General features: G+C 60.4%; 10 protein-coding genes and 1 tRNA gene. 4 read left to right on the plus strand and 7 right to left on the minus strand.

The window, feature by feature from the left end; translation table 11 throughout:
- Positions 1 to 26: 26 nt before the first annotated feature.
- Positions 27 to 641: a TetR/AcrR family transcriptional regulator gene (locus ACWF8S_RS15060; RefSeq protein WP_447554216.1), complete on the minus strand. Its 615-nt coding sequence runs from the start codon at positions 639 to 641 to the stop codon at positions 27 to 29.
- 198 nt (positions 642 to 839) lie between these two features.
- Here ACWF8S_RS15060 and ACWF8S_RS15065 point away from each other — a divergent pair, with 198 nt between their 5' ends.
- Entirely contained in the window at positions 840 to 1526 is a 687-nt protein-coding gene (locus tag ACWF8S_RS15065; protein WP_447554218.1) for an SOS response-associated peptidase, read from the plus strand.
- Positions 1526 to 4378, plus strand: coding sequence for an insulinase family protein (locus ACWF8S_RS15070; RefSeq protein WP_447554219.1), 2853 nt, complete (start codon positions 1526 to 1528; stop codon positions 4376 to 4378). The genes ACWF8S_RS15065 and ACWF8S_RS15070 overlap by 1 nt, the downstream gene beginning before the upstream one ends.
- Before the next feature lie 27 nt (positions 4379 to 4405).
- On the opposite strand, the gene sbcB is transcribed toward ACWF8S_RS15070, so the two are convergent.
- The 4 genes from sbcB to minC all read right to left on the minus strand — a co-directional run bounded on the left by sbcB (position 4406) and on the right by minC (position 7976).
- Positions 4406 to 5902 carry an exodeoxyribonuclease I gene (sbcB, locus tag ACWF8S_RS15075; protein WP_447554220.1) on the minus strand — a complete coding sequence of 499 codons (1497 nt, stop codon included), beginning with the start codon at positions 5900 to 5902 and terminating at the stop codon, positions 4406 to 4408.
- A 101-nt stretch (positions 5903 to 6003) separates the two neighbouring features.
- The gene (gene minE / locus ACWF8S_RS15080; RefSeq protein WP_447554222.1) at positions 6004 to 6255 is read right to left on the minus strand and encodes a cell division topological specificity factor MinE; all 252 of its coding nucleotides are present in this window, start codon (positions 6253 to 6255) and stop codon (positions 6004 to 6006) included.
- Positions 6252 to 7070: a septum site-determining protein MinD gene (gene minD, locus ACWF8S_RS15085; protein ID WP_447554224.1), complete on the minus strand. Its 819-nt coding sequence runs from the start codon at positions 7068 to 7070 to the stop codon at positions 6252 to 6254. The genes minE and minD overlap by 4 nt, the downstream gene beginning before the upstream one ends.
- Positions 7071 to 7229: 159 nt before the next feature.
- Positions 7230 to 7976, minus strand: coding sequence for a septum site-determining protein MinC (gene minC / locus ACWF8S_RS15090; RefSeq protein WP_447554226.1), 747 nt, complete (start codon positions 7974 to 7976; stop codon positions 7230 to 7232).
- Between the two features lie 192 nt (positions 7977 to 8168).
- Here minC and ACWF8S_RS15095 point away from each other — a divergent pair, with 192 nt between their 5' ends.
- Positions 8169 to 10973 carry a DUF349 domain-containing protein gene (locus ACWF8S_RS15095; protein ID WP_447554227.1) on the plus strand — a complete coding sequence of 935 codons (2805 nt, stop codon included), beginning with the start codon at positions 8169 to 8171 and terminating at the stop codon, positions 10971 to 10973.
- Positions 10974 to 11073: 100 nt separating this feature from the next.
- On the opposite strand, the gene phbB is transcribed toward ACWF8S_RS15095, so the two are convergent.
- A complete protein-coding gene (phbB, locus tag ACWF8S_RS15100; RefSeq protein ID WP_447554228.1) occupies positions 11074 to 11820 on the minus strand; it encodes an acetoacetyl-CoA reductase in 747 nt (248 codons plus the stop codon).
- Positions 11821 to 12096: 276 nt separating this feature from the next.
- On the opposite strand from phbB, the gene ACWF8S_RS15105 reads away from it, so the two are divergent.
- Positions 12097 to 12173, plus strand: a tRNA-Met gene (locus ACWF8S_RS15105).
- A gap of 185 nt (positions 12174 to 12358) precedes the next feature.
- Here ACWF8S_RS15105 and ACWF8S_RS15110 read toward each other — a convergent pair.
- Positions 12359 to 13174: a Crp/Fnr family transcriptional regulator gene (locus ACWF8S_RS15110; protein ID WP_447554229.1), complete on the minus strand. Its 816-nt coding sequence runs from the start codon at positions 13172 to 13174 to the stop codon at positions 12359 to 12361.
- Between the last annotated feature and the right edge of the window lie 41 nt (positions 13175 to 13215).

Here is a 13215-nt window from a genome sequence, read left to right on the forward strand (position 1 = left end):
GTAACGTATCGGCTTGATCACCCTCTTCACGTCTGCGCTTCCTGGGCCCGAAGCCCCGCCAGCACCGTGCTCATCAACTGATCCAAAAGCTCGTCGACCTTGAGTTGCTGGCCTTGCCAGTAGCCCAGACGCTCGTTCAGGCCAAGCTGCACCAGACCGTGCACGCTGCCCCACAGGGTGCGGCCCAGGCGACGCGCTTCCAGGTCATCCAGGACGGGCTGGTAGCGAGTGAGCGATGTTTCCACCTGCGTGAACAGCGCCTCGATCAGATCGCTCTGGCGCTGGTCCAGCTCGCCCTCCTGGGCCAGCGGATAGTCGAACAACAGCTGCCAGCGATAGCAGCCGCGCTCGGCGAAGCGCCAGTAAGCGTGCGCCAGCGCACGCAGCCACGGCTCGGGCTCGTCCTCCACCAGGCTTTCAATGGTCTGCTGCAGACGCGCCAGCGTTTCCACATTGACGTGCTGGAGGAGATTGTTGAAGCTGCCGTAAAGCTTGAGCAGCGTACTCGGCGCGCAGCCTACCTCCCTTGCCAGGGCACGCAGCGATAAACCGTGGACAGGCCGAGAGGCCAGCCACTCATCGCAGGCGTGCATGACCTGCGCATGGAGGGCATCGGGCGCATGCTGTCGGGGACGGGCCATGGCGATCTCTTCAGGTCAGGCAAAAAGGACAAATGCCTCAACGCGCTTAAGCGTGAGCAAGGGGTAATGCAGGATAGGATACCTCACATCGAACACTGTTTTCGATACTCAAACGCTACATTTAGCGTATTCTTGTCCTCTCGAGGTCCCGCAGGTTTTTACCCGGGTAACTGTTCATACGGGCAAAAGGAGACTGGCATGACGGGACGCCTCCACGTGCAGCGCTTATCGCTTTCCCGCCTGGTGCCCGAACTGAGTCAGGACGAAGCCTTCATTTCATCACCCAACCTGGCCCCCCGACAGCCGGTATCGGCCATCCGCATGGAGCAGGGCGAGTACCGTCACCAGCCCCTCTTCTGGGGGTTGACGCCCCCCTGGCTCAAGGTGCTCGACCACGCCCCGCACTGCGCCCGGGCGGAAAGTCTCGGCACGCGGGCGATGTTCGAAGAGGCCTTCAGTGCCCGACGCTGCGTGATTCCGGTCACCGGTTTCTATGTATGGCAACAAAGGCCCGGCGGCAAGCAGCCCTACCTGGTCACCACCACCAACCGCGCCCCGTTTCTGCTGGGCGCGCTCTGGTGTCGTTACCACACCACGCTTACCCAGTTCACCGATTCCACCGCACTGATCACGGTACCGGCCAACGTCTGCCTTTCCTCGCTGACCGACCGCTTGCCGTTGGTCATACCGCCTCAGGCGTTGGCGACCTGGCTTGACCCGCAAAGCCCCCCCTCGCCTCTTCATGAGCTGTTAACGCCGGCGCCCCTGGAACTGTTGGGCGCTTTTCCGGTATCAAAGCATGTCAATAATCCCGCCAATCAGTCGGCGTCCTGCGCTCATCCGCAAGGCCCCATGCTGCGGTGGACCGTGCCACAGGAGTCTTGATGTTACGCCCAAGCGATATTGTCCCTGCCTTTGCAATGCGCTACGCCCTGACCGGCGCGGTGCTTGGCCTGACCTTGTATGCTCCCGCCCTCTGGGCCGAGCCGACACCGGTGGCCGAGGCGATCACCCCCATCATCAGCCCTCATGATGCGCGAGACTACCGGGTACTGACCCTGGAAAACGGCCTGCACGCGCTTTTGGTAAGTGACCCGGAGGCCGACAAGGCTGCTGCCTCGATGAACGTGCGCGTGGGCAGCGCCCAGGACCCGAGTGATCTAGAAGGGCTGGCGCACCTTCTGGAACATATGCTCTTCCTCGGCACCACGCCTTACCCGGAGCCCGATGCCTATCAAAGCTACATAGCCAACAACGCCGGCTCGCATAATGCCTTTACCTCCCAGCAGGACACCAACTACTTCTTCGATGTCGCCCCCGACGCGCTTCCCGGGGCCCTTGACCGCTTCAGCGCCTTTTTCCTCTCCCCGCTGTTCAACGCCGACCAGCTCGAGAGCGAGCGCAATATCGTCCACTCCGAATACATGGCCCGCATTCGCGACGAGTCCCGCCGTGAAAATGACGTGCTCAACCAGGTACTGAACCCGGACAACGCCACCACCGGCTTTGCCGTCGGCAGCCGCGAAACGCTGGCAAGTCCGCCGGAAGGCGAGACCAGTCTTCGCGAACGGATCATCGACTTTTATCGTCACCACTACGATGCCAATGTCATGAACCTGGCCGTGGTCGCCCCTCAGCCATTGGATACCCTGGAAGAGTGGGTGGTCGAGCGTTTTGCCGACATTCCGGATAATGGCCTGACAGCCCCCACCATCGAGGCCCCGCTTGCTTTGAGCGATAACCTGCCGATCTATCTCGAGCGCCAGTCGCTTCAGGACCGTCGCCAGCTCAACTTCTATTTCCCGGTGCCGGACCCGACCAATGACTACCGCAGCAAGCCCTCGCAGATGGCGGCCCATCTGCTGGGCGATGAAAGCGAAGGCAGCCTTCTAGCCGCGCTGCGCGGGGCGGGACTGGCGGACGGGCTCTCGGCCGGAGTCGGCCGAGGCGACGGTGAGCATGCGCTGTTCATCGTATCGGTCAGCCTGACGCCCAGCGGCGCCGAGCGAATCGAGGATATCCAGGCGACGCTGTTCGCCGCGGTGGACGAGATTCGCAGTGAAGGTATCGATCCGTGGCGCTATGACGAGCAGGCCAGACTTAGCGAGCAGGCATTTCGCTTTCAGCAGCACGGCGCCCCGCAGCAGGAGGCGACCCGTCTGGCCATGAGTCTTTCACGCTACCCGGTGGAGGATGTGCAGTACGCCCCCTACCGCATGGACGGCATGGACCGCGAGGGCCAGCAGGTCTATCTGGATGCACTGACCCCAGAGAACATGATTCGCGTCTACTCGGCCGGGGAGGTCGAAAGCGACACCGCCTCCCCCTGGTTCGACACCCAATGGCGTGAACTTCTCGTCCCCGAACAACCCGGCCAGGCCCTGGGCGGGCTGACGCTTGCCAGCTCCAACCCTTTCATTGCCGGCGACCTGGCCCTGGAAGAGGGCCAGGACGAGCAGCCGAGCCTTTTGATCGATACGCCGTCCTTTACCGCCTGGCATATGCAGGACAGCCGCTTCAACACGCCAAGCGTCGAGTGGCGCATAAGTCTTCAGCACCCAAACTCGAGCTATTCCGCCGAGGAGGCCGTGCTGACACGCCTGCTTTCCGGCTGGCTCAACGACAGCCTGAGCACCTCGCTGTATCCGGCCTGGCTCGCCGGCCACTCCTTCAACGCCTATCCCCACGCCCGCGGAATGACGCTTGCGTTCTCGGGCTGGCGCGACGGCCAGACCCCCTTCATCGAGCAGGCGATCGAGCAGTTGAAAACCGCCAGGATCACCGACGAGATCTTCGAGCGGGTCAGCTATCAGCTTCAGCGCGAGTGGCGAAACGCCCCGCAGTCGTCGCTGTATGGTCAGGCAGGACGCGTCGTGGGCGAGGCATTATTGACGCCCCAGTGGAACAGCCGCGAGCTTCTGGACGCGAGTCGGCGCCTGAAGCGCCATCACCTGGAAGACTTCCGTCGGCGGTTTCTGAGCGAGCTCTACGTGGACGCCATGGCGGTGGGCAACTCAAGCCCCGAGCTTGCCCGTGAGCAGGCACGGCGGGTCCGCGACGCCTTGACGCCCCGCCTGAGCAGTGCCGATATCGCGAATCTTACCCCGCTTGCCATCGAGCATGGCGGCGAAGTGTTGCACCCGGACAGCGCACGCGATGAGTCGCTGGTGCTTCGCTATGTTCAAGGGCGCGATCAGAGCGAACAGGAGCAGGCCACACTTGGCGTGATCGCTCAGTGGCTGAGTACGCCGTTCTATCAGACTCTGCGCACCGAGCAGCAGCTTGGCTACATTGTCAACGCCAGCTACTCCTCGCTTCTAGAAGCGCCGGGGGTGGCCTTTATCGTGCAATCTGCCGAAGTCCAAAGCGATGAGATCGCCCAGCGCATCGGCGCCTTTCTGGACGATGCGACTCAGGAGCTGGAAAGCCTGGATGACGCGGCGCTGGCGCCGCACCGTCAGGCAGTGGCGGAGCGGCTCAGACAGCGCGACACCAGCCTGGGCGAGATGGCCAACCGCTACTGGCAGGCCACCGCCTACACCCCGGTGCGGTTTGATCGCCAGGAAAGGTTGATCGAAAAGGTGTCGACGGTGAGCGTCCAGGATATCCAGGCAGCGTGGCCGGCCTTGATGGCCCATACTCTGGATGTGCGCTTTGACCCGGGCGACGCACCCAGTGACCCGGGTGCCTACCGCGCCACGCTTGAGCCTTTCGCCAACACCGCCGAAGCGCCCTAGGCATCAGGCGTCACCCCAAAGCCCCGCTCAGGCGTCGAACGCCTGGGCGGGCAGCATCGCCTCGACGTACATCACCACCTCTTCAAGAATCTGGCGCTGATAGTCGGTGAGCGTCTGCTGGTTATAGCGCTCGATTTCCCGGGCGAACGCCTTGAGCGTAAACCCGGAGAGGGCCGGGTCGTTCAGCCGCATCCAGCGAAACGCCTCCCACTGCTCGCGCTCCTCGCCTTCCAGGGTCTCGGGGTAGTTGCGCGCCCTGAAGCGAAACAGCATCTCCTCCAGCCGCGGGTCCTGAAAGGGGAAGCGCCGGCCCACCAGATCCCAGGAAGGCATCTCCCGTACGCGCTCCATCTGCTGGCGGTCCGCCTGAGAGAAAAAGCTGCCCGAATAGAGCATCAAGTCCGGATCCTGAGGGGTATCGTCAAAGCCTGCCTTGAAGACCTCGGCCACTTTCTGGGCGATGGCCGGAGCATCTTCGCGCAGCGCTTTCCAGTGCTGGCGACACTGAGCCACATCCACCCCCACGCGCGCCTGGATGTCGCCGTACTCGCCTTTTTTCGGCCCTTCCACGTCCTTCAACGCCGAGGCGGGAAACACCACCGGGCAGCGGTTGATATGAATCACCTTCAGCGGGATACGCGATTCCCCTTCGGCGAGATCCTGCTGACTGACGAATACACGCTCGCGAATCTGCTCGGCACTCAGCGACTTGAGTTCGCCCGGGTCGACACTCAGGTCATAAACAATGACGCCATTGGGGTTGGTGGGGTGCTCGGCCAGCGGCATGACCAGCGCGCTGCAGGCGCGGCTGGCCGGGTAGCGCCGAGATATGTGCAGCACGGGCTTGGCACTGGCCACATCCAGCTGAGCGGCCACGGCGCGTTTGCCGCGAAGGCCCAGCAGGTAATCGAAAAGCTTGGGATTTCTAGCCTTCAAAAGGCGCGCCAGGGCAATGGTGGCACGCACATCGGCCACAGCGTCGTGAGCCCCCTCATGGGCGATACCGTTGGCCGCGGTCAAGTCTTCCAGCTTGAAACTCGGCGCGCCGTCTTCGCGTCTGGGCCAGGTGATCCCCGTCGGGCGCAGCGCGTAGAACGCGCGTACCACGTCGATCAGATCCCAGCGGGAGTTACCGTTTTGCCACTCCCGGGCGTAGGGGTCCAGGAAGTTACGATAGAAGAGATGCCGCGAGACCTCGTCGTCAAAACGCAGGCTGTTATAGCCCACCACGCAGGTGCCGGGTTCGCCCATCAGCGTCTGGATCCGGCCGGCGAACTCGGCCTCCGGCAAACCGTGGCGCTGGGCTTTTTGCGGGGTGATGCCGGTAATCAGGCAAGCAACAGGATGAGGCAGGGCGTCGTCGCCGGGCCGGCAGTAGATCTCCACCGGCTCCCCCATTTCATTGAGTTCGCTATCGGTGCGAATCGCGGCGAACTGGGCGGGGCGGTCACGGCGCGGGTCGGCACCGAAGGTCTCGTAATCGTGCCAGAGAAAACTGGCAGGGGCGGCGTTGGCTGGCGCCATGGGCTAGTACTCCCGTGAACATGTTCTTGCCCTTAAAGCACTGACGGGCATAAAAGTTCTAGCCTAGCACAACCCGCGCCAGCCTCGGCGCCTCTTGGCGCCTAGTCTTTGGGCAGAGTAACGTTGAGCTCGAGCACCGAGCAGTTATCCTCGCTATCCAGCGACACCTGAATGGCGTCGTCGGCCACATGAACGTAGCGACGCACCACCTCCAGCAGCTCGCGTTCGAGCATGGGCATATAGTCGGGCTGGCCGCGCTGACTGCGCTGGTGAGCCACGATGATCTGCAAGCGCTCTTTGGCCACCGAGGCGGATTTCTTGCGCTCGCGCTTCAAGAACTCCAGTAATTTCATCGACGACCTCCCCCGAACATGCGGCCCAGCAGGCTTCTGCGCTGAACTTCGTGAAAACGCAGCGGAATTTCTTCACCCAGCAGGCGCGATACGGTATCGGCGTAGGCCTGGCCGGCATCGCTTGAAGCGTCGTGGGTAACGGGTACGCCCTGGTTGGACGCGCGCAGAACCGCCTCGGATTCCGGGATCAGCCCCAGAAGATTGATCGCAAGAATCTCTCGGATGTCCTCAAGGGTGAGCATGTCCCCCGACGTCACCCGGGACGGGTTGTAGCGGGTAATCAACAGATGCTCCTTTACCGGGTCGAGGCTTTGTTCCGCCCGCTGGGTCTTGGAGCCCAGAAGCCCCAGAATCCGGTCCGAGTCGCGCACCGACGAGACCTCAGGGTTGGTCACCACGACCGCTTCGTCGGCGAAGTACATTGCCAGCTGGGCGCCGCGCTCGATCCCCGCAGGTGAGTCACACAGGATAAAATCGAAATCGTTTCGCAGCTGCTCCAGAATTCCGGCCACACCTTCCTGGGTAAGGGCGTCTTTATCCCGGGTCTGCGATGCCGGCAGAATAAACAGATTTTCCACCCGCTTGTCGCGGATCAATGCTTGATTGAGGGCCGCCTCGCCTTGAATGACATTGACCAGGTCGTAGACCACGCGGCGCTCGCAGCCCATGATCAAATCCAGGTTACGCAGGCCCACGTCGAAATCGATCACGACGGTCTTCTTTCCGCGTAACGCAAGCCCGGTCGCTATAGCGGCAGCGCTGGTGGTTTTACCGACCCCTCCTTTACCTGAGGTCACTACAATAATCTTGGCCAAGAGTCGCTTCCTTTCTGAGATCGCACGTCACCCGGCGGTTTTGGCCGTCATCGTGCGTGACGAGAACATCGATGTCATTGATATGACGTGTTGAGCCTACTGTAACGAAAAGTGGCCGCCACGTCGCTAAGCCTGAAGTAGCAGTACCGTTGATATATGTTATGCCAACGATTTAATTTCAAGCTGTTCCTGAGAAAAATGAACCTGGGCTGCACACCCCAGAAGCTTGGAATCGATGTCTTCAAGGCGCTTGTAGTTGCCCGCCACCGACAAAAGCTCCGCCTCGAGTTCGCGACAATAGATACCCGCCTGGGTATTGCCGTGAATCCCCGCCAGGGCACGCCCGCGAAGTGCGCCATAGACATGGATACTGCCCGCCGCCAGTACCTCGGCGCCGGCATTGACCGCCCCGATCACCACCAGATCCCCTTCCGCTGCGCTCACTTGCTGACCAGAACGCACAGTGCCGCGAAAAAGCCTTGTCGCCACCGCTGCGGGGTCGCTTGCCAGCTCGGTGGAATGAGCAGGTTCGGGCTGCACTGAGGTGCGCTCCACGCTTTCAAGCGTGCGGGCGCGCCCCTCTTCCACGGGAGCGAACCAGCCAAGGCCCAGTGCCCAGGCGGATTGGCGAACCGGCTCCGGGCCGCCGCGCACCGCGACCGGCAAAAGCTTGTGATCACGACATACCGCGCAGATGCGCTCCAGCGCCAGATGAGGCTCATCGAGTTTTTCCACGCTCAGCACAACCGGTGTATGCTGAAAGAATGCGGGGGATTGTGAGAGTTTGCCGGCCAGTTGGCGTCTGATCTGCTCGGGGTCGGCACTGCTTAACTCCATGACGGTCATTGGCAGCATGCCGCCTTTGAAGGTAAAGGCGTTATCGGCACTATCGGCATTGAGGCTCATGGCCGAACTCCATGTCATGTTCAGGTAAGATAAACGTAGCGCAATCTCGCGCCGGGGATGTGAAAGCCCGCCGGATTCTCAGGGCGGCCTTACATGCTACTGGCAAAGCTAAGCGACAGCGCCGGTGACTGCAACTACCAAAGCACCGACGGCTGATTTTTTTCACGCGACGCACCTCTTGCAGGATGATTCATGCACGGACTGTTAAGACGCCTGTTCGCGCCTCGGTGGCGACACCCCGACCCCGAGGTCCGTCTCAAGGCACTCGACCAGCTGGACCCACAACAACCCGACCAGCGCGATGCCCTGAAAGCGCTTGCCGACGACCCGCGAAGCGACATTGCGCTTGCCGCGCTTTTAGCGCTGGATGATATTCACACGCTCGTGAGCCGTTTCCCCGACCATTGCGAAGACACCGACTGGTTCAACGCTACACTCGAGCGCCTGACCGGCAAGGCAGGCCAGGCAGACCTTCATACTCGCAGCCAGCTTGTGGCCACGCTCGCCCACACGCCGCTTTTAAACGAGACGGCGCTGCACGGCGATAATCTGGATCTGCGCTTGACGGCCCTGGCGCAGCTCGAGGCGGATAACGACCTGATTTACCAGGCCTGCCACAACGGTGTGGCAAGTGTTCGTCATCAGGCTGCACAGCGCATCGAAAGCGAAGAGAGCTTGAAGCGTCTGCTGAAGGAAGCGCGCCGTGACCGCCAGGTAATGCGTCTGGCTCGAGAGAAGCTGACCAAGCTTCGGCATGACGCCGAGTGGTTCGAGCAGCAAAAGGCGCGTCGTGAAGAACTTCTGGGCAAACTCGAACAGCACGCAAGGGCTCCCTGGGAGCCGCTTTACGGCGGGCGTCTTCGCCACCTGGAGCGCGAATGGCGCCAGCTGGATCATTCGCCCGACCCTGACGAAGAGCAGCGTTTTCACCAGGCCTTGCTCGGCGCCCGCAAGACCTTGAACGATCATGAAACCCAGGAGCAGGCCCGCCAGCAAAGCCTGGTGCGCCGAGCCGAGGTGGACAGCACCCGTACCCAGCTTCTGGAAGGGCTCGAGGAAACGCTCGCCGGGCTTCACCACGCCAAGGCCATCACCGAGCAGGATCTCGATAGCCTGCGCGCCCAGCGCCAGCTGCTGGGCCAGCGTTGGCAGTCGCTTTCCGACATCCACGCCCCGCCGGAGGCAATCCAGACGCGCTATACCCAGGCACTTCTGGCGTCTGAGCGTGTCATGGAGGCCTGGCAGCGCTGGCAGATGCATCAGACGGCATTCGAGCACGCCGTGGCCAACCACGACCACCAGGCGCTGGCCGTCCTCATCCCGCAATGCGACTGGCCCGAAGGGCTGGCCAGGCCCTCGCTTTTGCAGCGCGGCGCCAAACTCCTGGAACTTGCTCAAAACCCAAGCGAGCAAGCGACGCCCTCGCCGGGTGCGCTCGAAGCCGAGCTGGATAACTTCGAGCATATGCTCGAGCGCGGCGCGTTCAAGAGTGCCAGCCAGCTGCATCAGCGTTTGAAACCCGCCATCGAGTCGTTGAGCACCGCAGAGGCCAAAGCATTGAAGGCGCGACTCAAGCATCTAGGGGCCCAGCTGGCCGAGCTTCGCGATTGGCGCGGCTTTGTGGCCGGCCCCAAGCGCGAACAGTTGAGCCAAGGCATCGAAGCGCTGGCCCAGGATCATCACATGGCCGAGTCGGCGCTGGACCGCCACCACCGCCAACTGGTGAAAGAGTGGAAGTCGTTGGGCGATGCAGCCGCCAACCGCGAACTCTCGGCGCGGTTTCGCGCCGCCTCGGACCGGATTCATGAACGCCTGGCCCCCTGGCGTGAAACGCTGGACGAAGAGCGAAAGACCAACCTTCACCGCCGCGAAACGCTTTGCGAACAGCTCGAAACGCTTCTGGAGCAGCCTTCCGAAAGCGCCGACCCGGATATATTGCGCGAGATCCGCGACAAGGCACGCCACCAATGGCGTGACTACTCGCCCGTTCCCCGGGAGCACGCCGAGGCCATCGGCCGGCGTTTTGGCAGAATTCGTCACCGGCTTCAAGCCTTGATCGACCAGCGCGCCGAGCAGATCGCCGGTCAAAAGCGCGCGCTGATCGAAGACGTCCAGGCACTTTTACACGCCACCAGCCCGCTTGACGAGCGTATCGAGCGCGCCAAGGCGCTTCAGCAGCAGTGGCGTGCCCTGGGACGGGCGCCCAAAGGGGAGGAGCAGACGCTCTGGAAGCACTTTCGAGGCGCCTGCGATCAACTGTTCGCCCAGCGCGACGCGCACAAAAACGAGCAGGCGGCCCGTCAACAGCAAAAACTCGACGACATGCAGACCCTCATCGACCAGATGGATAGCTGGCAGCCTGCCCAGGCCGCTGACGCTGCAGTACTTGACGAGTTTATGCAACGCGCCGGCCGGCTCGAACCGCTGCCGCGCAATCGGCGAAGCGAGGGTATGCAGCGCCGGCTGAGCGGTATCGTTCGCGCCCGACGCGACCGGCTGAACCGCCTGGCGGTGGCGGATACCGTGGCCCAGTGGCACGCACTGCTGCCTCTGGTCAAGGCGCACCTGGCCGCCGACCAGCAGGCCCTCGAGCAGCAGACATCTCACGCCGTCGACGCCGCCGAAATCCTGAACCAACCGCTTTACGGGGCCTTTCTAGCCGCCCATCAGCGCCGGAATGCCGTCCGCCAGAGCGCGGCGCAAATACTTACCGAGCAGGCGCGCCTAGAGATGCACGAAGCGCTGGCACGGCTACGCGTTCATCTTTCCCTGCTGGCGGTAGGCAGCGTCAAGCCTCAGGACGAGCCACTGCGGCTGGCCATTCAGGTCGAGCGCCTGAATGAAGGGCTGAATGGCGAGCGCACCCAGGCCGAGGAGGCGCAAGGCATACTCGCCTCGCTGCTGGCATTAGGCCCCTTGCCGCGCGAGCTCTGGGAACAGGAGGTGGGCGAACTGGACACCCTGATGGGGCGCCTGGCGCAAATACCGACCCCCTAGCCTTGCGGGATCACTCCATAGAAAAAGGGAGGCTTTTGGCCTCCCTTTTTTCTGCGCTGACGTCTGCATGGCAGTGTACGAATTGGCGGTGCGCCAATGGCTAGCCCATGAACTGGCCACCGTTGATATCGATATTGGCGCCGGTGATGAACCCTGAGTCCTTGTCGGCCAGAAACGCGACCAGCCGGCCAATCTCTTCCGGCGTACCGTAGCGTTTCACGGGGATGGTTTCCCGAATCGCTTCGCGTACCTTCTCGGGAATATTCATGATCATGTCGGTGGCGATATAGCCAGGCGATACGGTATTGACCGTAATTCCTTTCGTGGCGGTCTCCTGGGCCAGCGACATGGTCAACCCGTGCATGCCCGCCTTGGCCGCGGCGTAGTTCACCTGTCCGAACTGTCCCTTGCGCCCGTTGATGGAGGAAATATTGATGATGCGTCCGTACTCCTGCTCGAGCATCGTGTTGATGACACTGCGACACGTATTGAAGACGCTGTTCAGGTTGGTATCGATGACCTCTTCCCACTGTTCATAGGCCATCTTCTTCATCGTGCCATCGCGGGTGATGCCGGCGCAGTTGACCAGAACGCTGATGGGACCGTGAGCATCGACGATCTCGCGTGCGCCGTCCAGACACGCCTGATGATCCGATAGATCGACGCCGGAAAGCGCCATGTTGTCGAAGCCGTCCGCCTTCTGGCTTTCCAGCCAGGTCTTGGCCTTTTCCGGGTTTCGATATCCGGCCACGACAAAGTACCCCGCCTCGGCCAGCGACCGACAAATCGCCGTACCGATGCCACCCGTTCCACCTGTTACCCAAGCAACCTGGGGTTGATTAGCCATTGACTACCTCCCTGATATGACAAATGGCTTGGACTCAAGCACGCTCAAATGGCGTCGCAAGCCATCCAGAATTGGCGCGTAAGTCCCATCCTCACCTACCGCGCACAGTATTGTTATCTACCACCTACAGACAGTAAGCTTTTTCCAAGGCGTAAGGAAAGCATAGCGTTACTCCATTAATGTTGCAGCTTGATAACACAAACGCCTTTTGACGCATTTTTCGTCAATTAAGAGTTGACGCAGGCTCAGACTTAGGTAGAATACGCCTCACGTTGATGCGGGGTGGAGCAGTCTGGTAGCTCGTCGGGCTCATAACCCGAAGGTCATCGGTTCAAATCCGGTCCCCGCTACCATCTTCGATAAAAAAGCCGCTACCGAAAGGTAGCGGCTTTTTTGTGTCCGCGATAAGGGTCAGGCTTTTCAATTCCGGACGTCCACGCCGTTGCCATCTGATCGTAAACCTTTACGCGACCCATTCCAGAAGTGGGGTTACGTACGATCATGCAGGAATTCACGTAGATACGATAACGTGAAGCCTTCAAACGTTCGTCAGGCTGACACGATTGAAAAACGAATCGTAATCAAATCCAGCACACTCCACTAGTGCGTCCAGCTCGAGCAACTTGATCTTGTTCCTGCTTTTCCTGATCATCTTCTTTTGTTCCAATGCAGTCATGCATCGGCTCACGTGGACACTGGTAATGCCCAGCAGCTCACCTATTGTCTCTTGCGTCACCAGGAAAGGGAATTCGTTTGAAGAAGCCAATCCCTTGAGCTTGCACCTTGAATAGATTTCGAGCAGATAATGTGCAACGCGCTCCTCGGCTCTGTGATGGGTGCAGCTTCTCAATCGTTCAAGTGCAACATTATCATTAACCATGATATACGAAATGACAGCTTTTTTAATATCCGGGCGGGTCTTGTAAAGATGATGCAACCTGTTGACTGATACTTCTTCGATATGGCAGTTCTTGAGCGCCATCAAAGTGATATCATGATTGTCAAAAAATATTTCCCTTAACCCCACGATATCCCCGGGCATGAAAACATTACAAATATCACTACTCTTGTTTTTAAAAGGATGAGAAACACTCACCCACCCTTTTTTAACCAAAAAGAGTTTAGCACGCCCTTTGCACAACGAATGGACTGTTTGATTTTTCCTTAAAGCCAGGGTACTGGTTCGCATGTTCTCCAAGGCATGTAGCGATTCTTCAGTCAAGCTATCATGCAAGCTCAATGATTTTGCGAAAGAAAAATCAGCATCATGGGTCAATGCAAAGTCAGACAAGACAGTGAAGCCATTATTCACAGCAGCTTCATCAGTATGAAAACCATTGTAATGGGTCATCATGCGTCTACTCCTTTCATCTTTTAAAGTTGTACAAGCACGAA

The organism is Vreelandella xerophytica (assembly GCF_968048975.1).